The 23,944-nt window shown below is 73.2% G+C and carries 23 protein-coding genes and 2 pseudogenes; 12 read left to right on the top strand and 13 right to left on the bottom strand.

Annotation, left to right across the window (positions count from 1 at the left end):
- Positions 1–2: 2 nt before the first annotated feature.
- Both E5082_RS11555 and E5082_RS11550 read right to left on the bottom strand, forming a co-directional pair.
- Complete coding sequence (locus E5082_RS11555; RefSeq protein ID WP_135791148.1) at positions 3–881, bottom strand: undecaprenyl-diphosphate phosphatase; 879 nt, start codon at positions 879–881, stop codon at positions 3–5.
- A 160-nt stretch (positions 882–1,041) separates the two neighbouring features.
- Positions 1,042–1,812, bottom strand: coding sequence for a TVP38/TMEM64 family protein (locus tag E5082_RS11550; protein ID WP_135791147.1), 771 nt, complete (start codon positions 1,810–1,812; stop codon positions 1,042–1,044).
- 313 nt (positions 1,813–2,125) lie between these two features.
- On the opposite strand from E5082_RS11550, the gene tuf reads away from it, so the two are divergent.
- Together tuf and E5082_RS11540 are read left to right on the top strand one after the other, a co-directional pair.
- The gene (gene tuf / locus E5082_RS11545; protein ID WP_135791146.1) at positions 2,126–3,295 is read left to right on the top strand and encodes an elongation factor Tu; all 1,170 of its coding nucleotides are present in this window, start codon (positions 2,126–2,128) and stop codon (positions 3,293–3,295) included.
- Positions 3,296–3,356: 61 nt separating this feature from the next.
- Complete coding sequence (locus E5082_RS11540) at positions 3,357–4,202, top strand: spermidine synthase (RefSeq protein ID WP_135791145.1); 846 nt, start codon at positions 3,357–3,359, stop codon at positions 4,200–4,202.
- On the opposite strand, the pseudogene E5082_RS32915 reads toward E5082_RS11540, so the two are convergent.
- Positions 4,110–4,436 (bottom strand): annotated as a pseudogene (locus tag E5082_RS32915) (MFS transporter); the annotation flags it as partial. The gene E5082_RS11540 and the pseudogene E5082_RS32915 sit on opposite strands and share 93 nt — an antisense overlap.
- Before the next feature lie 675 nt (positions 4,437–5,111).
- On the opposite strand from E5082_RS32915, the gene snpA reads away from it, so the two are divergent.
- A complete protein-coding gene (gene snpA, locus E5082_RS11530) occupies positions 5,112–5,927 on the top strand; it encodes a snapalysin (RefSeq protein ID WP_135791144.1) in 816 nt (271 codons plus the stop codon).
- A 72-nt stretch (positions 5,928–5,999) separates the two neighbouring features.
- On the opposite strand, the pseudogene E5082_RS11525 reads toward snpA, so the two are convergent.
- A pseudogene (locus E5082_RS11525) lies at positions 6,000–6,182 on the bottom strand (MFS transporter); the annotation flags it as partial.
- A gap of 19 nt (positions 6,183–6,201) precedes the next feature.
- The gene (locus tag E5082_RS11520) at positions 6,202–7,194 is read right to left on the bottom strand and encodes a DUF8017 domain-containing protein (protein WP_135791143.1); all 993 of its coding nucleotides are present in this window, start codon (positions 7,192–7,194) and stop codon (positions 6,202–6,204) included.
- A gap of 118 nt (positions 7,195–7,312) precedes the next feature.
- Between E5082_RS11520 and E5082_RS11515 the strand changes: the two genes are divergently transcribed.
- On the top strand, positions 7,313–7,765 hold the full coding sequence (locus E5082_RS11515; protein WP_030808882.1) for a DUF4442 domain-containing protein: 453 nt from the start codon (positions 7,313–7,315) through the stop codon (positions 7,763–7,765).
- A 6-nt stretch (positions 7,766–7,771) separates the two neighbouring features.
- On the opposite strand, the gene E5082_RS11510 is transcribed toward E5082_RS11515, so the two are convergent.
- Complete coding sequence (locus tag E5082_RS11510) at positions 7,772–8,443, bottom strand: MBL fold metallo-hydrolase (protein ID WP_135791142.1); 672 nt, start codon at positions 8,441–8,443, stop codon at positions 7,772–7,774.
- A gap of 160 nt (positions 8,444–8,603) precedes the next feature.
- Between E5082_RS11510 and E5082_RS11505 the strand changes: the two genes are divergently transcribed.
- Positions 8,604–9,257 carry a DedA family protein gene (locus tag E5082_RS11505; RefSeq protein ID WP_135791141.1) on the top strand — a complete coding sequence of 218 codons (654 nt, stop codon included), beginning with the start codon at positions 8,604–8,606 and terminating at the stop codon, positions 9,255–9,257.
- A gap of 25 nt (positions 9,258–9,282) precedes the next feature.
- On the opposite strand, the gene E5082_RS11500 is transcribed toward E5082_RS11505, so the two are convergent.
- Entirely contained in the window at positions 9,283–9,810 is a 528-nt protein-coding gene (locus E5082_RS11500) for a gamma carbonic anhydrase family protein (protein WP_086694673.1), read from the bottom strand.
- 154 nt (positions 9,811–9,964) lie between these two features.
- On the opposite strand from E5082_RS11500, the gene E5082_RS11495 reads away from it, so the two are divergent.
- The 3 genes from E5082_RS11495 (at position 9,965) to E5082_RS11485 (ending at position 12,054) form a co-directional block, all read left to right on the top strand.
- The gene (locus tag E5082_RS11495; RefSeq protein WP_135791140.1) at positions 9,965–10,729 is read left to right on the top strand and encodes an acyltransferase; all 765 of its coding nucleotides are present in this window, start codon (positions 9,965–9,967) and stop codon (positions 10,727–10,729) included.
- 163 nt (positions 10,730–10,892) lie between these two features.
- Positions 10,893–11,465 (top strand): helix-turn-helix domain-containing protein, encoded by a 573-nt coding sequence (locus tag E5082_RS11490; RefSeq protein WP_135791242.1) that lies wholly within the window; start codon positions 10,893–10,895, stop codon positions 11,463–11,465.
- Positions 11,466–11,499: 34 nt separating this feature from the next.
- Positions 11,500–12,054: a YbaK/EbsC family protein gene (locus E5082_RS11485; RefSeq protein WP_135791139.1), complete on the top strand. Its 555-nt coding sequence runs from the start codon at positions 11,500–11,502 to the stop codon at positions 12,052–12,054.
- Here the strand turns inward: E5082_RS11485 and E5082_RS11480 are convergent.
- Complete coding sequence (locus E5082_RS11480; protein ID WP_135788376.1) at positions 12,051–12,458, bottom strand: CoA-binding protein; 408 nt, start codon at positions 12,456–12,458, stop codon at positions 12,051–12,053. The two genes, E5082_RS11485 and E5082_RS11480, sit on opposite strands and share 4 nt — an antisense overlap.
- 140 nt (positions 12,459–12,598) lie before the next feature.
- Here E5082_RS11480 and E5082_RS11475 point away from each other — a divergent pair, with 140 nt between their 5' ends.
- A complete protein-coding gene (locus E5082_RS11475; RefSeq protein WP_135791138.1) occupies positions 12,599–13,336 on the top strand; it encodes a hypothetical protein in 738 nt (245 codons plus the stop codon).
- Positions 13,337–13,340: 4 nt separating this feature from the next.
- Here E5082_RS11475 and E5082_RS11470 read toward each other — a convergent pair whose 3' ends face one another.
- On the bottom strand, positions 13,341–15,323 hold the full coding sequence (locus E5082_RS11470; protein WP_190045246.1) for an APC family permease: 1,983 nt from the start codon (positions 15,321–15,323) through the stop codon (positions 13,341–13,343).
- A 123-nt stretch (positions 15,324–15,446) separates the two neighbouring features.
- On the opposite strand from E5082_RS11470, the gene E5082_RS11465 reads away from it, so the two are divergent.
- The 3 genes from E5082_RS11465 to E5082_RS11455 all read left to right on the top strand — a co-directional run bounded on the left by E5082_RS11465 (position 15,447) and on the right by E5082_RS11455 (position 20,303).
- Positions 15,447–16,073, top strand: a complete 627-nt coding sequence (locus E5082_RS11465; protein ID WP_135791137.1) for a YigZ family protein — start codon at positions 15,447–15,449, stop codon at positions 16,071–16,073.
- A gap of 79 nt (positions 16,074–16,152) precedes the next feature.
- Positions 16,153–17,316 carry an exonuclease SbcCD subunit D gene (locus E5082_RS11460; protein WP_135791136.1) on the top strand — a complete coding sequence of 388 codons (1,164 nt, stop codon included), beginning with the start codon at positions 16,153–16,155 and terminating at the stop codon, positions 17,314–17,316.
- The gene (locus tag E5082_RS11455) at positions 17,313–20,303 is read left to right on the top strand and encodes an AAA family ATPase (protein ID WP_135791135.1); all 2,991 of its coding nucleotides are present in this window, start codon (positions 17,313–17,315) and stop codon (positions 20,301–20,303) included. The genes E5082_RS11460 and E5082_RS11455 overlap by 4 nt, the downstream gene beginning before the upstream one ends.
- A 4-nt stretch (positions 20,304–20,307) precedes the next feature.
- Here E5082_RS11455 and E5082_RS11450 read toward each other — a convergent pair whose 3' ends face one another.
- From E5082_RS11450 to E5082_RS33565, 4 genes are all read right to left on the bottom strand, one after another.
- Positions 20,308–21,546: a cytochrome P450 gene (locus tag E5082_RS11450; RefSeq protein ID WP_135791134.1), complete on the bottom strand. Its 1,239-nt coding sequence runs from the start codon at positions 21,544–21,546 to the stop codon at positions 20,308–20,310.
- 42 nt (positions 21,547–21,588) lie between these two features.
- Positions 21,589–22,980 (bottom strand): NAD(P)/FAD-dependent oxidoreductase, encoded by a 1,392-nt coding sequence (locus E5082_RS11445; RefSeq protein ID WP_135791133.1) that lies wholly within the window; start codon positions 22,978–22,980, stop codon positions 21,589–21,591.
- Positions 22,970–23,230 carry a ferredoxin gene (locus E5082_RS11440; protein WP_135791132.1) on the bottom strand — a complete coding sequence of 87 codons (261 nt, stop codon included), beginning with the start codon at positions 23,228–23,230 and terminating at the stop codon, positions 22,970–22,972. Before E5082_RS11440 ends, E5082_RS11445 begins: the two co-directional genes overlap by 11 nt.
- A gap of 107 nt (positions 23,231–23,337) precedes the next feature.
- Entirely contained in the window at positions 23,338–23,769 is a 432-nt protein-coding gene (locus tag E5082_RS33565; RefSeq protein ID WP_308437512.1) for a hypothetical protein, read from the bottom strand.
- Between the last annotated feature and the right edge of the window lie 175 nt (positions 23,770–23,944).

Here is a 23,944-nt window from a genome sequence, read left to right as displayed (position 1 = left end):
GATCAGCCCGCCGACTCCGCCGCGTGCGGGCTCAGGACGCCCGCGCTGACCAGGGCGATGATGACGATGCCCAGGGCCACTCGGTAGTAGACGAAGGGCATGAAGCTCTTGTTGGAGATCCACTTCATGAACCAGGCGATCACCGCGTAGCCGGAGGCGAAGGCGATGACCGTGGCGAAGAGGGTCGGACCCCAGGCGACCTCGCTGTTCTCGCCCAGGGAGTCCTTCACCTCGAAGACGCCGGAGGCGAGGACGGCCGGGATGGCGAGGAGGAAGGAGTAGCGGGCGGCGGCTTCGCGCTTGTAGCCCATGAAGAGGCCGCCGCTGATGGTGGCGCCGGAGCGGGAGACGCCGGGGATGAGGGCGCACGCCTGGCAGAGGCCGAAGATCAGGCCGTCGCGTATGCCGAGGTCCTTCAGGGTCTTGCGCTGCTTGGGACTGCGGTGCCGGCCGCCGGACTCGTCGCGGGCCGCCAGCCGGTCCGCGATTCCTATGATCACGCCGACCACGATCAGCATGGTCGCGGTGATCCGCAGGTCGCGGAACGGCCCCTCGATCTGGTCCTTCAGCGTCACGCCGAGCACGCCGATCGGGATCGAGCCGACGATCACCAGCCATCCCATCTGCGCGTCGTGGTCGCCCCGCATCGACTTGTCGAACAGCGAGCGGAACCAGGACGAGATGATCCGCCCGATGTCCTTGCGGAAGTAGATGAGGACCGCCGCCTCGGTACCGATCTGCGTGATCGCGGTGAAGGCCGCCCCGGGGTCGTGCCAGCCGGAGAAGGCCGCGGTCAGCCGCAGATGCGCGCTGGAGGAGACGGGCAGGAACTCGGTGAGCCCCTGGACGAGTCCGAGGACGAGCGATTCAAACCAAGACATGGAGGTGTGGCGTCCAAGCGCTGGGGAGCGTAGGGGTGATCATGCGACGCAGGGCAGCGTAGCGGGCGCCGATGGCAAAGCCTTCACAGGGGGTTGGTCATGCGATGGTCATGAACGCCGGTGGGCCGTGGCGTGTACCAGGGCGGACCGGGCAGTGGCGTCAACGTGCGCGCAGCTGGTGGCGCTTGCGCCAGGCCAGCGCCGTACCCGCCAGAGCCGGCAGCCCGATCACGGCCAGCGCGATCAGGAAGGCGGGGGAGGTGGGCGCGGAGGCGCGGGCCCCGGCGACGGCGTACGCGGCCGTGTTCGGGATCGAGCCGAGCGCCGTGGCGACCAGGAACGGCAGCGTGCGCATCCGGGAGACGGCCGCGCAGTAGTTGGCCGCCCAGAACGGCACCCCGGGGAACAGCCGGGCCGCCAGCATCGAGCGGAACCCGTGCCGGCTGAGCTGCCCGTCGGCCGCCTTCAGCCAGCGCCCGCGCAGCAGCGGCCGGAGGGCGTCCTGCCCCAGTGCCCGCCCCAGCCCGAACGCCAGCCCGGCGCCCAGCACCGTGCCCGCCAGCGCCGAGGTCAGCCCCAGCGCGGAGCCGAACAGCGCGCCCGCCGCCAGGTTGAGCAGGGGGCGTGGGACGAACGCCACCGTGCACAGCCCGTACGCCAGCGCGAAGACCCCGGCCGCGGCGAACCCGCCGAGCTGCGGCGGCCAGCCCGCGGTGAGCAGCCGCTGCGGGTCGAAGACCAGGACGGCGGTGGCCGCGCCCGCCAGCAGGGCGAGCAGCAGCGCGAGACGGACATACGCGGACGGCCACGCGCGTACGGCGGGACCGGCGGGGGTGACGGGCGTGAGGGGCACGGCTGGGGTCGGCCTCAGGACTACGACCGGGGGAACGGCCGTGGCGGTGCCCCCAGAGCGGGTGGTGGCATCGGGCATTCGGCGACAGTAACCGACCCAGGGGTGTGATCGGCGTATGGTCCACGGCCGTTGACGCTCCGAAGGCCGCGGAAAACCGTTCGACGTGGGACGACGCGTCCGCCATGATCTGCGTCATGTTCCGGTACGCCTTCCTCGCAGCCTCCGCCCTCGCGGACGCGCCGAAGGCTGCCGTCCTCGTCCTCGTGGCAGCCGTCGACGGCGCCCGAAGCTGACCCTCTCCGGAAAGTCCGGCGGACCCCGCGAGGGGAGGGTCGGCGGATTCCAGGGGTCCCGCGCTCTCCACGCACCACCAAGACCACGAGGGACAGCCATGCCCAAGACGGCATACGTGCGCACCAAGCCGCATCTGAACATCGGCACCATGGGCCACGTCGACCACGGCAAGACCACCCTGACCGCCGCCATCACCAAGGTGCTCGCCGAGCGCGGCACCGGCACGTTCGTGCCGTTCGACCGCATCGACCGGGCCCCGGAGGAGGCGGCGCGCGGCATCACCATCAACATCGCGCACGTCGAGTACGAGACGGACACCCGGCACTACGCCCACGTCGACATGCCCGGCCACGCGGACTACGTCAAGAACATGGTGACCGGCGCCGCCCAGCTCGACGGGGCGATCCTGGTCGTCTCCGCGCTGGACGGGATCATGCCGCAGACCGCCGAACACGTGCTGCTCGCCCGGCAGGTGGGGGTCGACCACCTGGTGGTCGCGCTCAACAAAGCCGACGCGGGCGACGAGGAGCTGGCCGACCTGGTCGAGCTGGAGGTGCGCGAACTGCTCACCGCCCAGGGCTATCCGGGCGACTCGGTACCCGTCGTACGGGTCTCCGGCCTCAAGGCGCTCGCGGGCGACCCGCGCTGGACGGCGTCCGTGGAGGCGCTGCTCGACGCGGTCGACACCTATGTGCCGATGCCGGAGCGGTACCTGGACGCGCCGTTCCTGCTACCGGTGGAGAACGTGCTCACCATCACCGGGCGCGGGACCGTCGTCACCGGCGCGGTCGAGCGGGGCAGGCTTCGCGTGGGGGACCGGGTGGAGGTCCTGGGCGCGGGGGTGGAGAGCGTGGTCACGGGGCTGGAGACCTTCGGCAAGCCGATGCCGGAGGCCCAGGCCGGGGACAACGTGGCGGTCCTGCTGCGGGGGGTGCCGCGCGACGCGGTCCGGCGCGGGCACGTGGTCGCGGCGCCGGGGAGTGTGGTGCCGGGCCGGCGGTTCACCGCGCGGGTGTACGTGCTCGCCGGGGCCGAGGGCGGCCGCAGGAAGCCGCTGTCCACGGGGTACCGGCCGCAGTTCTACCTCCGCACGGCGGACGTGGCCGGGGAGGTGGACCTGGGTGAGGCGGAGATCGCCCGGCCCGGCGACACGGTGGAGATGACCGTGGAGCTGGACCGGGAGGTGCCGCTGGAGCCGGGGCTCGGGTTCGCCGTCCGTGAGGGCGGCCGGACCGTGGGCGCGGGGACGGTCACCTCGGTCGGCTGAGCGGTACGGGGTGCGTGGGGCTCGTCCCCGCGCACCCCGGCGGACCGGCGACAATGGCCGGGTGAGCGAACCGATACCCGTGAGCAGGGCCGTCGACCACGGCACCGCCAAGCTGATGCCCGACATCGACCGGGACCGGGCCTGGCTGCTCACCGTCGACGGGGCTCCGCAGTCCTATGTCGACCTGGACGAGCCGGAGCACCTGGAGTTCGAGTACGCGCGGCGGCTCGGCCACGCCCTCGACGTGGCGGCCGGGCCCGGCCGGGCGCTGGACGTACTGCACCTGGGCGGGGGAGCGCTCACCCTGCCCCGGTACGTCGCCGCGACCCGGCCCGGCTCCCGGCAGGACGTGATCGAGGCCGACCGGGGCCTCCTCGACCTGGTCACCGAACACCTCCCGCTGCCGCCCGCCTCGGGCATCACCACCCACGCCGCCGACGCACGAGCCTGGCTGGAAGCGGCCCCCGCCGACAGTGCCGACGTCGTCATCGCGGACGTCTTCGGCGGTTCCCGAGTCCCGGCCCACCTCACCTCGCTGGACTACGCCCGAGAGACGGAACGCGTCCTCCGCGCGGACGGCCTCTACCTCGCCAACCTCGCCGACGCGACCCCCTTCACCTTCCTCCGCTCCCAACTTGCCAATCTCGCCGCCCTCTTCGAGCATGTGGCCCTGATCGCCGAACCAGCGGTCCTACGAGGCCGCCGCTTCGGCAACGCGATCCTGCTCGCCTCCCACGCCTCGCTGCCCACGGCCCCCCTGACCCGCCGCACGGCAGCCGACGCCTTCCCGGCGCGGGTCGAACACGGCCCCGCGCTAAGCAAGTTCATCGGCGCGGCCCGTCCCCTCTCCGACATCGACGCCGTCCCGTCCCCGGAGCCCCCGGCCGGCGCCTTCGGCATCGGCTGACACCGCTTTCGTCGTGTCCCGGCGGCGCAGTCGCCGGATGTCCGGGATCAGGAGGACCAGGGCTGTCGCCGCGACGATGAGCGCCGAGGTGCCCCACAGGGCCGGGGCGCGCCCGAAGGCCGACTGGGCCGGGCCGGCCAGGGCTGTGGCGAGGGGGATGAGGGCCACCGAGCCGAACCAGTCGTAGGCGGAGACACGGGAGAGCTTGTGTTCGGGGATCTCCTGGTGGAGGGCGCAACACCCCGGTGAAGGTAACCGTTTTGGCGTCCGAACCCGGTGCTCTTTCCTGACGGATGCTCCCGGAGCCACCGGATGCGGCGGACACGCTGTTGGAGGCGGGCGAGGAACCCACCGGCCTTTCCCCTGCGCCGCTCGCCGGGCCCCGCCTCCGTCCTGATCAGGACTGAGCGGCGGCGGCTCAACGGTGAGGGATGCCGCCCAGCGCCGAGGGTGACTCCCTGGTGTGCCACGGGACCGATGGGGGCGAAAGAAGCGGAAGGTGTCGTTCTATGACGTCGGTCACAGCGCCCCGCCAACAAACCGGCACACTTAGTAGACGGGATATGGCAGACATCTGGAAATTTGTCCGTCTTGGTCCGGATGTGGATCCCGCTGTGCCTCCGGCGAACCCTACGATCGGCCCCGCACGCCCGTTGCCCGGTGAGTTAAAGGCTTCTGACGCCGCGCCAGTTCCTCTCCTGCCTGCCAAGTGCGGACCGGAGAGCCTGTGCCCTGCCCTGGCGAGGTCCCCGGACCTACGAAGCGACGTAGTGGCGGGGACCCTTTGCGCTCCCTGTCGCGCCGTCCTAAGAATGACGACCCACAGGACGTCGCCGCAGTTCGGGTGTTCAGGCAGATTCGACCGCGCACCGGGCGCTCGGCGTCACCGAGTGAGTAGGAGCCCCCCACATGAAGTCGTCCCGAACGTCCGCGAGACTCCTCACCCTCGCTCTCGGCCTGGGGCTGGCCTCCAGCGCGCTGGGCGCGGCGGCGCCGGCCGGCGCCCAGACCGCCGACACCCCGTCCGGTGCCACCGGTACCTCCGTGGCGCGGTACACCGGGTCGGTTGAGGAGGCCGCGAACAACAAGGCGTTCTTCGAGGCCGTGCTCAAGTCCGTCGCCGAGAAGCGTGCCGTCCAGCCGAACGCGCAGGCGGTGACTGTCCACTACGACGCCTCCCAGGCACCGGGCTTCCGTTCGCAGATAGCGAGCGCGGCCTCGATCTGGAACAGCTCCGAGTCCAACGTCAAGCTCCAGGAGGCGTCGAGCGGTGGTGCCGGTGCCGACTTCTCCTACCGCGAGGGCAATGACCCGCGCGGGTCCTACGCCTCCACCAACGGCCAGGGAAGTGGCTTCGTCTTCCTCGACTACACCCAGAACCAGCAGTACGACTCGGTCCGCGTCGTCACCCACGAGACCGGGCACGTGCTGGGCCTGCCGGACAACTACGGCGGGCCGTGCAGTGAGCTGATGTCGGGCGGCACCGCCGGCCCGTCCTGCACCAACCGCTACCCGAACGTCACCGAGCGCTCGCGTGTCGACCAACTGTGGGCCAACGGACTGGCACAGGCCCCGGGCACGGCACGATCACCCGAAACCGCCGGCCCGCTCGCAGGCGGTGTCGCCGGTGGCGGCGAGGCACCGATCGGAGGCGATGCCCAGGCCCCCAGCACGCCCGCGACCACCGTGCCGGCACCCGCACCCGTCCTGATCCATATTGGCTGATCCCCCAGCAACAGCAGATCACCCAGCATCACGCACAGCCCGAACACCGCCAAGGACCCTGCCGCGACCGACACCGGCGTCCCCGCCCGCGTCCAGCACGGCGAACGCGGCCGCGATGAGCGACCCGTTGGCGCCGAGGCTGGTGACGACGGCCGCGCCGGTCAGCAGTGAGTAGTTGCGGCTCGCCCACGAGGGGCGCGAGGAGGAGTCCGGGGTCACCGGCCGACTATGGCCGGACGACCCCGCGGCTGCCAACCCGATTACGCGCCGTCCGTCAGCTCTCCGTGGGGTCCCCGTGCAGCCGCACCGAGGACAGGATCTTCATGATGGTCGCCGTGTCGACCTCCTCCTTCACGCCCTTGGCGCCGTAGAGGTCGAACGACACGATGTCCTGCGCGGAGTTGCGGAAGGCGAAGGAGATCGCCTTGCCGTCGCTCGCGCACTTGCCCTTCTGGGGGCTGCCGGACGAACGCGCCCAGGCGTAGGCGCCCTTGACGCCGGAGGACGTGGTGAAGGGCTTGGTCTTCTTGTCGTACGTGAGGCTCTTCTTGTCCGGCTGGGTGTAACCGCCGTACACGTACCACGGCACCCGCGTCACCGCGGCCTGCTCCGGGCTCTTCGCGCCGCTCTCACCGCGCGTACCGGCCACCGCCAGCGAGGTGTCTTCCGTACGGCCGTCCTTGTCGCTGTCGTCCGTGCACCACTTGGACTTGTAGACGGCGGGCGCGGACACCGAGGTGATCAGCTTGTCGTCGTCCGCGTGGTCCTCCATGAAGTAGGAGGTGTCCGTGGACTCGAGCTGCCACTCCGGCGGCACGTCGAACGCGGTGCCGAACTTCGGGTTGACGACGACCTTCCAGCCGGCGACGACCGGCTTCTCCCCCTCCCCGCCACGCGGGTTGTCGTCCGGCGTCGACGAACTCACCGTCGGCTCGGGCGTGGGCGACTGGCTGGTCCTCTTCCCGCCCTTGGCCTCGTCGCGGCCGTCGTCCTTGGAGCCGAGGACCAGATACCCCGTCACCCCGGCGGTGACGACGACCGCGAGGGCCGACACGATGGCGACGACCTTGACCCGGTTGCTCCCGCCCGGCTTGTGCGGCGGCTGCGTCGGCGGCCCCCACTGAGGCTGCTGCCCGTACGGGTTCGGCTGCGGGTACTGCTGGTAGCCGGGCTGCTGATACGGATTCGGCTGCTGGTAACCCGGCTGCTGGTACGGGTTCTCCTGCGGGTTCTGCGCGCCCCCTGGCGGCTGCTCTCCTGGCCACATGGCCAGAACCCTAATGCGCCACGGGACACGTTTCGGTCACCGTCGCTCGTCAGGGGCGTACCGAAACGGTCGGGACCGGGGCTGGCCAGGTCCGCTACCCGTCGGTAACATCGCGGTCATGACAGTTGAGAGCGCCTCCATGGGCGACATGCTGGCCGCCGCGGTGCCGATGGTGCGGACCCTGAACCTGGAGTTCATCGAGGTCACCCCCGAGCGCGCGGTGCTCCGGCTGCCGGACCAGTCCGAGTACCACAATCACCTGGGCGGCCCGCACGCCGGCGCGATGTTCACGCTGGCCGAGTCCGCGAGCGGGGCCATCGTGCTGACCGCCTTCGGGGAACAGCTCTCCCGTGCCGTGCCGCTCGCGGTGCGCGCCGAGATCGACTACAAGAAGCTCGCCCTCGGCCCGGTGACCGCCACCGCCACTCTGGGCCGGCCGGCCGCCGAGGTCGTCGCGGAACTGGACGCGGGCAGCCGCCCGGAGTTCCCGGTCGCCATCACCATCCAGCGCGAGGACGGCGCCGTCTCCGGCGAGATGACGGTGGTCTGGACCCTGCGTCCGAACGGCTGACCTCCCTCACCGTGTCGCGGCGGCCGCTGCCCGCAGCGCCGCCGCCGCGCCGTGGACGACCGGGTCGCCGTGCCCGAAGACCGCCGTCTCGGCGTCCAGCGCGGCGAGCCGGTGCAGCGACTCGACGGCCCGCGCGCGGTCGGTGTTGAAGACGCCCAGGGTCGTCCGCCCGACGCCCGCGACCGCGTCCCCGGTGAACAGCACCCCCGGCCCCGGCAGGTGGACGGCTATCGACCCGTTCGTGTGGCCGGGCACCGCGACCACCACCGCCCCGCCGCCGAACTCCAGCACATCGCCGTCCTCCACCTCCCGGTCCACCCGGCACGGCGGAGCCGGGGGCAGGGCGGGAACCCCCGCCCGGATCGGGATCTCGAACTCCTCCAGCACCGGCGGCGCCCCGGCCGCCTCGCCCCGGATCACCGGCGCCTCCAGCCGGTGCGCCACCACCTCGGCCCCGTGCCGGGCGGCGAGACCGGCCGCCGAGCCGGTGTGGTCCTCGTGCCAGTGCGTGAGCACGATCCGCCGCAGCGCGCCGTCGAGCACCTCCTCGATCTCCGCCGCGGCCCCCGCCGTCCCGGAGTCGATCAGCGTCAGCTCGTCACCGTCCCGCCACAGATAGGCCGCCCCCACCGGGAAGCGGAGCATGCGCAGCCGGGGCAGTACCTCGATCAGGTCCATGCCTCCAGCCTGCGCGCCCGGCCGCGCGGCCATGCGCCCGTTCGCCATGGGCTCAGACGGCCGTGCCCGCCGGCGGTGCGCGGCGACCGGGTAGCCTTCCTGGGGGGTGCGCGTGTACGGCGCGCCCGGCAGGGTGCGACAGCGACTGGGAGGAACCGCGGTGCACGTGCAGGAATGGCTCGACTCGGTGCCCGCCGTCGCCGTCTACGCCCTGGTGGGCCTGGTGATCGGGCTGGAGAGCCTCGGCATCCCGCTGCCCGGCGAGATCGTCCTCGTCTCGGCCGCGCTGATGTCCTCCCAGCACACCGGGATCGACCCGTTCGTGCTCGGCGCCTGCGCCACGGCCGGCGCGGTGATCGGCGACTCCATCGGCTACGCGATCGGCCGCAAGGGCGGGCGCCCGCTGCTGGCCTGGCTGGGGCGGAAGTTCCCGCGCCACTTCGGCGAGGCGCATGTCGCCACCGCCGAGCGGTCGTTCGAGAAGTGGGGCATGTGGGCGGTCTTCTTCGGCCGCTTCATCGCCCTGCTCCGCATCTTCGCCGGCCCCCTCGCGGGCGTCCTGCGCATGCCGTACTGGAAGTTCCTGATCGCCAACGTGCTCGGCGGTGTCCTCTGGGCGGGCGGCACAACGGCCGTCGTCTACTACGTCGGCATGGTCGCGGAGGACTGGCTCAAGCGGTTCTCCTGGGTGGCGCTGGCCGCCGCGATCGTCGTCGGCCTCGGCTCCTTCGTGGTCATGAAGCGCCGCTCGCAGCGCAAGGAGTCCACGGACCAGGCCCCCGAGGCCGAGCCGGTCGGCGCCGACCAGGCGTAGGGGCCCCGCCCGCGCTCCGCCCCTCCTACTCGTGCACGGCCCGGTGCGTCTTCGCCAGGTCCGCGTACAGCGTGCCGTTGAGGGTGACGCCCTGCCGCTCCTCCTCCGACAGTTCCCGGCGGACCTTCGCCGGGACGCCCGCCACCAGCGAACCGGGCGGCACGACCATGCCCTGCGGGACGAGGGCCTGGGCGGCGACCAGGGAACCGGCGCCGATCACCGCGCCGTTCAGCACGGTCGCCCCCATGCCGATCAGGCAGTCGTCCTCGACGGTGGCGCCGTGCACCACGGCGTTGTGGCCGACGGAGACGCGCTCACCGATCGTCAGCGGGAAGCCTGGATCGGCGTGCAGGGTGACGTTGTCCTGGATGTTGGCGTCCGCGCCGACGGTGATCCGCTCCACGTCACCGCGCACCACGGCCCCGTACCAGACGCTCGCGCCCGCCCGCAGCGTCACGTCGCCGATCACCGTGGCGTTGGGGGCGACGAACGCCTCCGGGTCGATCGCCGGCTCCCTGCCGCCGATGCCCACGATCAGGGCCTTGTGCGTCATCCGTGTCCACCGTCTCTCTGCCGGGCGAAAATCGGGCCGGACCGCGCCGGGCGGTCTCCCGCGCACGGTAGGGCATCGCGGGGCCGGCCGGATGGGGTGAAGATCACAGGCGCCCGGCGCCTCGCGGTGAGTGACCGCTGAGTAACGTGGGCGGGTGCCGAAGCCCAAGAACACGTTCACCTCCTGGCGGCAGGGGCTCGCCCAGCGTGCCGTCCATGCCGCGTGGGGCTGGGTGCAGCGCCGGGGCGCGGTCACCGCCGGGCATCCGGGCCGCTTCCGGTTCGGCGCCATCGGTGAGGCCACCCGGCTCGCCTTCCCGCTCGGCACGGTCTTCGGCGAGCGGTGGATCACACTCGGCTCGCACTGCATCATCGCCGAACAGGTCACCCTCACCGCCGGTCTCATGCCCGACCTCGACCTCGGCCCCGACCCGATCCTGCGCATCGGGGACGGCGTGGTCCTCGGCCGGGGCAGCCACGTCATCGCGGACACCACGGTCACCATCGGCCGCGACTGCTACTTCGGCCCGTACGTCTACGTCACCTCCACCAACCACTCCTACGACGACCCGCACGAGCCCATCGGCCGCCAGTGGCCCCGGATGGAGCCCGTGGAGATCGGCCCCGGCTGCTGGATCGGCACCGGCGCGGTGATCCTGCCGGGCGCCCGGATCGGCCGCAACGTGGTGGTCGCGGCCGGCGCGGTGGTACGCGGCACGGTCCCGGACCACGCCGTGGTCGCCGGGGCGCCCGCCCGGGTCGTACGGCGCTGGACACCCGAGGAGGGCTGGCAGCCACCGCTGCGCACCCCCGCCCCGGTGCCGCCCCCGGCCGGTGTCACCGGGGCGCAACTGGGTGCGCTGGCGGCACTGGACGAGGAGCAGGTGGAACAGCTCGCCAAGCTGGACGCGGAGGGCTGAGCGGGCGGGCGCGTGCTCCGTACCGGACCGCGCAGTACAGTGCGGTGGACGGCCGGGTGCGGCGCGCCGCCGTCCCGTGCACCCGATCCGGTCATTCCTTCCCGTGACCGACGAGGTCCCCGTGGCCTCGGTGACTTCCGATGTGATCTGCAATGGACGTGATGTGGCGGACCTCGACCTGCTGACCCAGTCCCTGGCGCGCAACGTCCGCCGCTGGCGCACCGAGCGCGGCTTCACGCTGGACACGCTGGCCGCCCGCGCCGGTGTCAGCCGGGGCATGCTCATCCAGATCGAGCAGGCCCGCACCAACCCCAGCATCGGCACCGTCGTCAAGATCGGCGACGCGCTCGGGATCAGCGTCACCACGCTGCTCGACTACGAACAGGGGCCACGCGTCCGGGTCGTCCCCGCCGACCAGGCGGTCCGGCTCTGGCACACCGAGGGCGGCAGCTACAACCGGCTGCTGGCCGGCACCGAGGCGCCCGGCCCGCTGGAGCTGTGGGACTGGAACCTGATGCCGGGCGAGCGCAGCAGCGCCGACCCCCACCCCTCCGGCACGGTCGAGCTGGTCCACGTCACCTCCGGTGAACTCACCCTGGAGGTCGACGGGGTACGGCACGCGGTCCCGGCCGGGGCGAGCGCCACCTTCGAGGCCGACACCCCGCACACCTACGGCAACGAGGGTGACGTACCGATGCGGATGGTGATGGCGGTCTCCGTGCCCCCGGTGCGCTGACGGGCGCCCCCGCGACGGCTGTTACGGTGCCGCCATGCGCGCGCCCATCGGAGACTTCGACAACGCCACCCCCGCCCCCGAGGCCCTGGCCGAACTGACCGCACCGGTCGCGGAGGCGGTACGGAACTGGCGGGGGTCCGTCCCCGCCGAACAGATCCTCTACGTCGACACCGACCCGGACCTCGCGGACACGGCCGTCTTCGTCCAGCACTACGGCGCCGACCTGCCCGAGCTGAGCGCCAACTGCGTGGTGGTCGCGGGCAAGCGCGGCGGCGAGACCACGCTCGCCGCCTGCCTGGTGCTGTCCCGGACCAAGGTCGACGTCAACGGCACGGTCCGCCGCCAACTGGGCGCCCGCAAGGCGTCGTTCGCCCCGATGGACCTGGCGACCGGCGAGACCGGCATGGAGTACGGCGGCATCACCCCGCTCGGACTCCCCGCCGCCTGGCCGGTGCTGGTCGACTCAGCCGTGCCGGACCTGCCCTACGTCCTGGTCGGCAGCGGCCGCCGACGCGGCAAACTCCTGGTGCCGGGCAAGGCGTTCGCCGAGATCCCCGGCGCGGTCGTGATCGAGGGGCTGGGCGTCTAACCCAGTCGGGGGATCTCGATCGCCGGGCAGGCGTCCATGACCATCTCCAGACCCGCCGCCCGCGTCCGCTCGTACGCCGCCTCGTCCACCACGCCGAGCTGGAACCAGACCGCGCGGGCCCCCTTGGCCACCGCCTCGTCGGCCACCGCGCCGGCCAGCTCGCTGTTGACGAACACGTCGACCACGTCCACGTCGAACGGGATGTCGGCGAGGCTCGCGTACCCCTGCTCGCCCCCGACCGGCTCGGCCTTCGGGTGCACCGGCACCACCCGCTTGCCGTACCGGCGCAGCACCTCGGCGACCCCGTAGGCGGCACGGGACCGGTTGTTGGAGAGGCCGACCACCGCCCAGGTGTCGCCCAGACCGGTCAGGATGGTGCGGATCGTCGCCTCGTCGCCGTACACGGCGGCCTCCTCCAAGCGCGGGAACTGTGCCGTGGGGACAACAGCGGGCGCCGCGCGCCGATTCCCCCGCTTGCCCGCCACGCTGTCCGGAATCGGCACAAGGTGCTGCGTCCGGGCCCCGGCGCGCCTACGCTCGCTGCGTGCTGCGCATCCTCGACGCCCGGACCGGTGAGTCCGTCCCCGCCACCCCCGCCCGCCGGGGCCTGACCCGAGTGGAGGCCCACGCGGGCGGCCTCGACCTGACGGCGCTGCGGGTGCTGCTCACCGCCGACCTCCTCGTCCGCGCCCTGGAGCTGGGCGGCACCCCCGTCTGGACCATGCTCACCGCACCTCGCGAACAGGCCGAACTCGGCACGGCGGCGACGGCGTTGAGCATCCGCCCCTTCGAGGACAGCCGGGATGTCGCGTCGGGCCTGGGGGAGGCCCAGGTGGTGCATGTGCGGGCCGCCGCCGAGGAGCCGCCCGCGGCCGGAGTGGTGGTGGCCGTCGCCCCGGCCCGGTGGGACGGGGGCGGTGAGGACGTGCAGGAACTTCTGACGGACCCCGGTGCCCTGCGCCTGGCCCTCCTCTCCGTCCCGCGCGACGAGCCCGCCGCACTGGACGCGGGCGCACTGGAGGCTGCCGCGCGGACCGCTGCCGAGTGGCGGACCGGTGTGGCCCGCTGGGCGAACCGGCCCTCGCGCCCGGTGCCGGACGAGGTGCGGGCCCGGCTGCGCGCGGCCTGGGAGGACGACCTCGACCTGCCCGGCGTCCTCGCGGTGCTCCGGGACGTGGCGAGCGCCCCGGACCTCCCCGACGGCGCCCGCTTCGAGACCTTCCTCTACGCCGACCGCCTCCTCGCCCTCGACCTCGCGGGGGAGCTGGGCAACCCCGGCTGAGTGCTCAGCCGACGTGCACCCAGGGCCTCCGTTCCGGGTCCGGTTCCGCGCGGCGCAGTACCTCGCGGGTGACCGGTGCCGCCTCGCCGTTGCCGAAGACCAGGAACTGGAGCAGGTGGGCGATCGGGTTGCCTTCGGTCCAGTTGAAGTAGACGTGCGGCACCTTGCCGGTGTGGTCGCGCAGGGCGAGCAGGACGGCCGCGATGGTGTTGGGCACCGTCGGCCCCTCCGCGCGCAGCCGTCGTACGCCGTGTTTCTCGTCGCCGTGGACGGTGATCTCGGTGGTGAAGTCGGAGGAGTCCCGCACGAACACCTCCAGGAACACCACCGAGGCGCCCTTGGGCAGCCGGGTGTGCTGGCGCTGCTCGCGCTCCTTCTCCCGGTACTCCCGACTGCTGTGCTCCTGCGGCTCGTTGGCGATGAGCTGGAGCGGGCCGTGCTCGGCGGCCTCGTCGATGATGCGCAGCGCGGCCTCGTCGAACACCACCTCGGTGGCGCGGAGTTCGAAGGCGCGGTGCACACGGGAGACGAACGACGTCAGCATGATCAGCACGATGAAGATGGATGCGATCTTGATGCCGTCCGGCCGCTCGATCACGTTGGCGACCAGGGTGTAGGCGAAGACGACGGTGATCGTGCCGAAGCCGAGGGCGGCCGCCCGGTGCCCGCGCCGGTGCACCGCCACCGTGGAGGCGAAGGCCGCCGAGAGCATCAGCACCAGCACGCCGGTCGCGTACGCCCCGCTCTGCGCGTCCACGCTCGCGTGGAACCACAGGGTGATCAGCACGGCCGCCACCAGGAACACCAGCACCAGCGGCCGCACCGCGCGCGTCCACTCCGGGGCCATGCCGTAGCGGGGCAGATAGCGCGGGACCAGGTTGAGCAGTCCGGCCATCGCGGAGGCGCCCGCGAACCACAGGATGGTGATGGTCGACAGGTCGTACACCGTGCCGAAGATCTCGCCGAGGTACTGGTGGGCGAGGTAGGCGAGGGCGCGTCCGTTGGCCGGGCCGCCGGTCCGGAAGTCCTTCTCGGGGATCAGGATCGTCGTCGCCAGGCTGGAGAGCAGCAGCAGGCAGCTCATGATCAGCGCGGCCGTGGTGAGCAGCTTGCGGGCGCCCCGGATACGGCCCGCCGGGTTCTCGTAGGTGTCCTGGGGGTCGCCCTTGATCTGCGGCATCACCGCCACGCCGGTCTCGAAGCCGGACATGCCGAGCGCGAGCTTGGGGAAGACCAGCAGGGCGACGCCGAGCATGGCGAGCGGGGAGGAGTGCTCCGCCGTCATCAGATGCGTCCAGTTCTCGATCCGCACCGGGTGGGTGAGGACCTGGTAGGCGCAGACGGCCAGGACCACCACATTGAGCGCGAGATAGGTGGCGACCAGGACGACGGCGATCCCGATGGCCTCCTGGAAGCCCTTCAGGAAGACCGCGCCGAGCAGCCCGAGCAGGACCAGGGTGATCCAGACGCCCTCGCCCTCGGTCCAGTGCGGGGCGAACGGGTTCTCCATCACATGGGCCGCCGCGTCCGCCGAGGACAGCGTCATGGTGATCATGAAGTCGGTGGCGGCGAACCCCAGCAGGACCAGCACCAGGATCTTCCCCGACCACCAGGACAGCAGCCGCTCCAGCATGGCGATCGAGCCCTCGCCGTGCGGGCTCTCGCGCGCCACCCTGCGGTACACCGGGAGCGCGCCGAACAGGGTCAGCGCGATCAGCACCAGGGTGGCCAGCGGCGAGAGGGCGCCGGCCGCGAGGGCGGCGATGCCGGGCTGGTAGCCGAGCGTGGAGAAGTAGTCGACGCCGGTCAGGCACATCACCCGCCACCAGGGGTGGCCCTCGCGCTCCTGGGGAGGGGTGCGGTGCGGCCCCGGATGGCGGGCGGTCCGCTCGCTCAGGCCCTCCAGCAGCCAGCCTCGCAAGCGGGCCCGCACGGAGTCCGGGGCGGGTCCGCCGGGCTCCGCGGGCTGCACGGGGACCCTGGTCATACGCTGTTGCCTCCTCACCCGCGGCCCACCGCGCGGGCCGTCCGATCGCTGAGCGCGTCTGCCCCGCATCCTCCCCCGCACACCGGGGCCGGGCGGGCGCGGCGCTCCGCATAAGCTGGCGGGATGCAGGACGAGTACCGCACAGTGGCCCGCGCGGGTGTGCACGAGACCGAGATCAACCGCTCCCGCTTCCTGTGCGCGCTCGCCCCGGCCGCCACCGAGCGGGAGGCGCAGGAGTTCATCGCCGGGGTCCGCAAGGAGCACGCCGATGCCACGCACAACTGCTGGGCGTACGTCATCGGCGCCGACGCCTCCACCCAGAAGGCCAGCGACGACGGCGAGCCCGGCGGCACGGCCGGTGTGCCCATGCTCCAGATGCTGCTGCGCCGCGACATGCGGTACGTCGTCGCCGTCGTCACCCGGTACTACGGCGGGGTGAAGCTCGGCGCGGGCGGCCTGATCCGGGCCTACGGCGGCTCGGTCGGCGAGGCGCTGGACGCCGTCGGCACCCGAACCCGGCGCCGCTACCGGCTGGCCACGGTGACCGTCGACCACCAGCGCGCGGGCAAGGTGCAGAACGACCTGCGCGCCACCGGCCGCGAGGTCCGCGACGTCCGCTACGGCGAGGCGGTCGCCATCGACATCGCCCTCCCGGACGCCGACGTCGACGCCTTCCGGGGCTGGCTGGCCGACGCCACGGCCGGCTCGGCAGACCTGGAGCTGGGCGGCGAGGCGTACGGGGACGCCTGATCCGGGCCAATCGGGCATAACGCTCAAATCCGAAGCGACCGGGGCGCGTTGTCCGACCCTGCCGTTAGTCTCGGGGTCCATGAGACTCCTGCACACCTCCGACTGGCATCTCGGCCGGGCCTTCCACCGGGTGAACATGCTCGGCGCCCAGGCCGAGTTCATCGGTCACCTCGTCGCCACCGTGCGGGAGCGGGCCGTGGACGCCGTCGTGGTGTCGGGAGACGTGTACGACCGCGCGGTGCCCCCGCTGGCCGCGGTCGAGCTGTTCGACGACGCCCTGCACCGGCTCGCCGGGCTGGGCGTGCCCACCGTGATGATCTCCGGCAACCACGACTCGGCCCGCCGCCTCGGCGTCGGCGCCGGACTCATCGACCGCGCGGGCATCCACCTGCGCACCGACCCGGCCGCCGCCGGCACCCCGGTCGTCCTCGCCGACGCCCACGGCGACGTCGCGTTCTACGGGCTGCCCTACCTCGAACCCGCCCTGGTGAAAGACGAGTTCGCCCTACCGAAGGCCGGACACGAGACCGTGCTCGCCGCCGCCATGGACCGGGTGCGCGCCGACCTCGCCGGCCGCGCCCCCGGCACCCGCTCCGTCGTCCTCGCCCACGCCTTCGTCACCGGCGGCGAGGCCAGCGACAGCGAACGGGACATCACCGTCGGGGGAGTGGCCGCCGTACCGGCCGGGGTCTTCGCGGGCGTCGACTACGTCGCCCTGGGCCATCTGCACGGCTGCCAGCGGATCAGCGAGCGCGTCCGCTACTCCGGCTCCCCGCTCGCCTACTCCTTCTCCGAGGCCGAGCACCGCAAGAGCATGTGGCTCGTCGACCTGGACGCCGAGGGCGCTGTCACCGCCGAACGCCTCGACTGCCCGGTGCCGCGTCCGCTGGCCCGCCTGCGGGGCACGCTGGAGGAGCTGCTCGACGACCCCGCCCTGAGCCGCCACGAGGACGCCTGGGTCGAGGCCACCCTCACCGACGCCGTCCGGCCCGCCGACCCCATGGCCCGGATCGCCGCCCGCTTCCCGCACACCCTCAGCCTGGTCTTCGCCCCCGACCGCGCCCCGGACGACCCGGCCGTGTCCTACGCCCGGCGCCTCGCGGGCCGCAGCGACCAGCAGATCGCGGAGGACTTCGTCGCCCATGTACGCGGCGCCGCCCCCGACGACCGGGAGACCGAGGTGCTGCGCGACGCCTTCGACACCGTGCGCGCCGACGACGCCGAGCGGGAGGTCGCCCGATGAGGCTGCACCGGCTCGACATCACCGCCTTCGGCCCCTTCGGCGGCGCCCAGAGCGTCGACTTCGACGCGCTCTCCGCCGCCGGGCTCTTCCTGCTGCACGGCCCGACCGGTGCCGGGAAGACCTCCGTCCTGGACGCCGTCTGCTACGCCCTCTACGGCTCCGTCCCCGGCGCCCGGCAGGGCGGCCAGGGCACCCACCTGCGCAGCGACCACGCCGAACCGGGCACCCGCACCGAGGTCCGGCTCGAACTCAGCGTCGCCGGACGCCGGTTGGAGATCACCCGGCAGCCCCCGTGGGAGCGCCCCAAGAAGCGCGGCACCGGCACCACCCTCGACAAGGCCCAGACCTGGCTGCGCGAGTACGACGCCGTGGGCGGCACCTGGAAGGACCTCAGCCGCTCGCACCAGGAGATCGGCGAGGAGATCACCCACCTCCTCGGCATGAGCCGCGAGCAGTTCTGCCAGGTCGTGCTCCTGCCCCAGGGCGACTTCGCCCGCTTCCTGCGCGCCGACGCCGAGGCACGCGGCAAGCTGCTCGGCCGCCTCTTCGACACCCGGCGCTTCGCCGACGTGGAGAAGCGGCTCGCCGAGCGCAGGCGCGCCACCGAGGCACGGGTGCGCGAGGGCGACACCGCGCTGCTCGCCGACGCCCACCGCATGCAGCAGGCGGCCGGTGACGCCATGGAGCTGCCCGGGCTCGCGCCCGGCGATCCGGGCCTCGCCGTCGCGGTCCTCGGGGCGGCGGCCGTGGCCCGCAGCACCGCCCGCGAACGCCTCACCATCGCCCACTGCGGCCTCACCGCCGCCGAGTCCGCTCACACCCGCGCCCAGGAGGAACTGGCCGAGGCCCGCGAACTCGCCCGGCTGCAGCACCGGTTCACCGAGGCTCAGGACCGCGCCGCGCGGCTCGCGGAGCGGGCGGAGGAGTACGAGGAGACGCGGGCCCGCATGGAGCGCGGGCGCAAGGCCGAGACCGTGGCGCCCGCGCTGGAGATGCGCGAGGAAGCGGAGAACGTGCACCGGCGGGCCGCCCTGGCCGAGGCGGACGCCCGGCGTGCGCTGCCGGAGGACCAGGCCGACTCCGGCGCCCCCGGCCTCGCGGCCGCCGCCCGTCGCGCGGTCGAGGAGCTGGGCTCCCTCGCCTCCGCCCGCCGCGCCGAGCACCGGCTCACCGAACTGCTCGCCGAGCGCGCCGGGCTCGACCGGGAGGAGCGCGCGGACGAGGACACCGCGCGTGAGGCGGATGCCTGGCTCGACGGCTGGGAGGCCGCCCGCGCCACCCTCCAGGCCCGTATCGACGCGGCCCAGGAGGCCGCCTCCCGTGCCGAATCCCTCGCCGCCCGGCGCGACCCCGCCCGGCGGCGGCTCGAGGCGGCCCGCCGCCGCGACCGGCTGATCTCGGACGCCGCGGCCGCCGAACGCCAGGCGCTGGACTCCGGGCAGCGCGCGCAGAAGCTGCGCGGAGACTGGCTCGACCTCAAGGAACAGCGCCTGACCGGCATCGCCGCCGAGCTGGCCGCCCACCTCACCGACGGCGCCCCCTGTGCCGTCTGCGGGGCCACCGAGCACCCCGCCCCGGCCCGCAAGGACGCCGGACACGTGGACCGCGAGGTCGAACAGCACGCCTTCGAAGCGCACCAGGAGGCCGAGCGGGAGCACGTCGAGCACGAGCGCCGCAGCACCGAGCTGCAAGCCGCGCTCGACGCCGTCACCGCCGAGGTCGGGGACACCCCCGCCGACCGCATCGCCGCGGAAGTCACCGAGCTGGAGCAGGAGTTCGAGCAGGCCCGCCGGGACGCCTCGGCCCTGCACGCCGCGCACGAGGAGCTGCGGCGGGCCGAGGCGGAGCGCGAGCAGCGGCTCCAGGCCCGCCAGCAGTCCGCCGTACGGGCCGCCGCGCGGCTCACCCGGCGCGACACCCTCGACCGCGAACAGACCACCCTCCAGGCCGAGTTGACGCGGGCGCGCGGAGCCGCCGAGAGCGTCGCCGCCCGTGCCGCCGAACTGGAGCGGCTCGCGGCCGTGCTCACCGAGGCCGCCGACGCCGCCCGTACGGCTCAGGAGGCGGCCGTCCGCCTGAAGGACGCCGACGCCCGCCTCGCCGACGCCGCCTATCGCGCCGGGTTCGACACCCCGGGCGCGGCGGCCGGGGCCCTGCTGGACCCCGCCACCCACCGCGCCCTCCAACACCGGGTGGACGAACGGCAGTCGGAGGAGTCCGCCGTACGCGCCGTCCTCGCCGAGCCCGAGACGGTGGCTGCCTCCAAGCGAGCCCCCGCCGACCTCGTCGCGGCGGGAGAGCGCGCGGCCGGGGCCGAGCGGCGGCTGCGGGAAGCCGCCTCCGCCCGCGACGAGGCCGCCCGCCGCACCACCGAGCTGGACCGGCTCTCCGCCCGTGCCGAGGACGGCGCCCGGCGCCTCGCCCCGCTGCGCGAGGAGTACGACCGGGTGGCCCGGCTCGCCGCCCTCGCGGCCGGCACCAGCGCGGACAACGAACGCCGGATGCGCCTGGAGTCGTACGTCCTGGCCGCCCGCCTCGAACAGGTCGCCGCCGCCGCGACCGCGCGCCTGAGGCTGATGTCCGCCGGGCGCTACACCCTCGTCCACTCCGACGACCGCAGCGGGCGCGGGCGCAGCGGGCTCGGCCTGCACGTCGTGGACGCGTGGACCGGCCGGGAGCGGGACACCGCGACCCTGTCCGGCGGCGAGACCTTCTTCGCCTCCCTCGCGCTCGCCCTCGGCCTCGCCGACGTGGTCACCGACGAGGCGGGCGGGGTCCGGCTCGACACCCTCTTCATCGACGAGGGCTTCGGCAGCCTGGACGACCAGACGCTCGACGAGGTCCTCGACGTGCTGGACTCGCTGCGCGAACGCGACCGCAGCGTCGGCATCGTCAGCCACGTCGGCGACCTGCGCCGGCGCATCCACGCCCAGTTGGAGGTCGTCAAGGACCGCACCGGGTCGTCGCTGCGCCGGCGCGGGGTCTGAGGGGTCAGGGCAGTACGCCGTCGACGGCGACGGGCAGATGGCGCGGCCCGCGCAGCACCGCGTTCGGCCGGTACGGGGGCGGGTCCGCCACCAGCCGCGGGTTCTCCAGCCGCCGCGCCAGCTCGGCCAGCGCGATCTGCGCCTCCAGCCGGGCCAGCGGCGCGCCGAAGCACGCGTGGATGCCGCTGCCGAAGCCGAGGTGCTGGAGGTCGTCCCGGTCGGGGTCGAACCGCTCGGGGTCCTTGAAGCGCTCCGGGTCCCGGTTGCCCGCGGCCAGCATCAGCCAGATCCGGGAGCCCTTGGGGATCGGCACCCCGCGCACCTCTATGTCGGTGATGCAGGTGCGCTGCGGCAGGAGCTGCACCGGAGGCTCGTAGCGCAGCAGCTCCTCCACGATGTTGACCGCCAGCTCCGGCTCCTCGCGCAGCCGCTGGAGGTACTCGGGGTGGCGCAGCAGGGTGAGCATGCCGTTGGTGATCAGGTTGACGGTGGTCTCGTGACCGGCGATCAGCAGCAGTACGGCCGTGCTGAGCACCTCCATCATGGTCATGGCGCCGTCCGGCCCCTTCCCGGCGGCCAGGTCGGACAGCATGTCGTCGCGCGGGTCCTTGATGCGCTCCTCCACCAGCCCGGCCAGGTACATGCCGAGCTGGGTACGCGCCTCCTGCGCCTTCCGCACGAAGTCGGGGTCCGCGCCCTGCCGGGTCTCCGGGTCGAGGCTCGCCACCACCGGGTCGACCCAGGACCGGAACCGGGGCTCGTCCTCGCGGGGCACCCCGAGCAGCCGGCAGATCACCGTCACCGGGAACGGATAGGCGAACTGGTCCACCAGGTCGATCTCGGTCCCGCTCGCGAGTCCGTCGATCAGCCCGGCGACGATCCCGTGCAGCTCGCCCCGCATGCCGTCGATCCGGCGCGGCTTGTGCGGCGGCCCGAACGCGCTGTTGGCGATGCGCCGCAGCCGGTCGTGCTCCGGCGGGTCCAGCCGGATGAACGACGGTGGCAGCCCGGTGTTCTCCGCCTGGTTCAGCTCGTCGGCGCCCGCCGCGGTCAGATTCGTCGCGTCGGAGCTGATCCGGGGGTCGTGCAGCAGGCTCTCGATGTCCCAGTACGAGGAGATGACGTACGGGTCGTCGTCCTCCTCGTGCAGGACCGGCGTACGGCGCAGCTCGGCGTAGAGCGGGTAGGGGTCGGCGCGGTTGGCGAAGTCGGTGATCCGGGCCACCAGCGAGGGTTCGGTCATGGCAGTTCCTTGGAGCGTCGGGGGCGCGGGGCCGGACGGCGGTCAGTGGTGGCCGGGGGTGAAGACCAGCCGGCGGTCCGCCGGTGAGTAGCCGCTGAGGGTCACGGTCGGGCCGTGGGTGGGCAGCGACGGGTCGGGGAAGTCGGCCGGGACCGCCTTGCGCCCCTCGGGGCGCCGGTCCACCGTGGGGTACTCCACCGGGAAGGGCGCCCCCTGTTCGATCTGCCGCTGGCAGTACTCCAGCCAGCGGGCGTTGTCGAAGGTCACGCCGGCCACGATCCGGCCCTTGTACCCGTACACGCCGACGAACCGGCGCTCGGCCGTGGATCCCTGGATGATCATCAGCTCGTCGCCCATGGGCGGCACGCCCACCGACTTGATGTTCACCCCGAACTGCGAGGACCAGAAGGCGGGCATCCACATGTGGGGGCGCCGGTCGGAGGCGGAACAGATCATGTTGTGCGCGGCCGTCTCCGCCTGCGCCACCGCGTTGCCCCAGTGCTCCAGCGACAGGAACTGGTAGCCGAACAGCGCGTGCGGGGAGCGGGCCACGTCACCGGCGACGAACACGTCGTCCGTGACGATCCCCCGGAAGTCGAACGCCCGGCACCCCGCGTCGCTCGCGATGCCGCGCGGCCCCGCCCCGAGCCCCGAGCCGCTCAGCCACTCGGTGTTGCGCAGCGACCCCAGCGAGACCACCACGACGTCCGCCTCGACCACGCTCTCGTCGGACAGGTGCACCGACCGCACCCGGCCCATCGGGTCGCCCTCCAGCGCGGTGACGGTGACATGGGTGCGCAGGTCGACGCCGTTCTCCAGATGGAGATCGGCCGCGACCGCCCCGATCACCCCGCCGAGCGCCCCCACCAGCGGGGCCCCCGCACGCTCCGCGACCGTGACCTCGAGACCCATCTCCCGGCAGGCGGAGGCCACTTCGGACCCGGCGAACCCGGCGCCGATCACCACGACCCGCTTCGCCCCGGCCCGCAGCCGCTCAGTCAGGGCGATCGAGTCGTCGCGGGTGCGCAGCACGAAGACGCCGTCCAGCTCGGCCTCCTCCGCCACCGGCCAGGGGCGGGCGCGCACCCCGGTGGCGATCAGCAGCCGGTCGTACTCCACCTCCTCGCCGTCGGCGAGCAGCACCCGCTTGCCCGTCAGGTCCAGCCCGGCCGCCGGGACCCCGAGCCGCCACTCGGCGTCCAGGTGCCGGCGCCGGGGCAGCTCGGTGTGCCGCGGGGACGCCTTGCCCAGCAGTACCGCCTTGGACAGCGGCGGCCGGTCGTACGGCTCGTACGGTTCGTCGCCGATCAGGGTGAGGGAACCGGTGAAGCCCTCCGCGCGCAGCGTCTCGGCCGCCCGCAGCCCGGCCAGCGAGGCGCCGACGATCACGATGCGGCCCTCGCGGCGCAGCCAGTCCACGTAGTCAGCGGCCATCGCGCGGCTCCCAGGGGGCACCGGAGAAGACCTGCACGGGCTCGACGGGCGCGCCCTCGTGCAGACCCTCCACCGTGATCGCCTGCACCGGGCAGGCGGCGGCGGCGCGGGCGACCGCGGCCCGCTCCTCCTCGGCGGCGTGCGGGTTGTAGAGCAGCGCCTCCTCGCCGTGCATGGTGAACACGTCGGGGGCGAGGAACGCACACTGGGCGTATCCCTGGCACTTGTTGAGATCGACGACGATCCGCATCCGCGCTGCGCCCTTTCCGGTGGTCGGCTCCGCTCGTCCCCCGACCGCAAGCATCGGCGCGCCGGTGCCGGGGCCGCGCGTCGGGACGCGCCGATCGGGTGAGCCGGTCAGGCCGGGGTCACGCGCCGCCGGCGCCCGCCGGCCAGCAGGATGTGCACGCTCAGCAGCAGCGGCCAGGCGGGGAAGACCAGTTCCGCCCAGGGCACGTTGGAGGAGACGAAGAGCAGCAGCAGCGCGGTCACCGCGCCCACCGCCGTCAGCCAGCGCGGCAGCACGCCCATCCGCGTGCCGATCACCGACATGGACGACACGAAGACGGCCGCCATCCGCATCGCGTAGTCCGTCAGCAGCGTGTACGCGAAATGCCGCCCGAAGTCCCAGGTGGTGAGCGAGGGCGCGCTGCCGGCGTGGTGGGCCACGGCCAGTACCGCCGTGGCGGGGGCGGCCGCGCCGAAGAGGGTGGCGGTGAGGACCAGGCCGCTGCCCAGCAGCACCGTCGCCAGGAACCGGTCCTCCACGTCGCCCACGTGGGCGCGCACCGCGCCCAGGAACCACAGGAAGAAGAGGCCGGCGAACGGGACCAGCGCCAGCGCCGCTCATACCGCGTCCCGCCGGGTGGAGTCCGTGAACCCCTCGGCACCGGCCGCGTGGGCCCCCTCGGGGATGCCGGGCCGCAGCAGCACGATCGTCGCCGCCAGCAGCAGCGCGAACACC

The organism is Streptomyces griseoluteus (genome assembly GCF_004784465.1).
Taxonomy (GTDB): domain Bacteria; phylum Actinomycetota; class Actinomycetes; order Streptomycetales; family Streptomycetaceae; genus Streptomyces; species Streptomyces griseoluteus.
The sequence above is the reverse complement of the archived record's forward strand: the minus strand, read 5'-3'. Positions and strand labels throughout refer to the sequence as shown.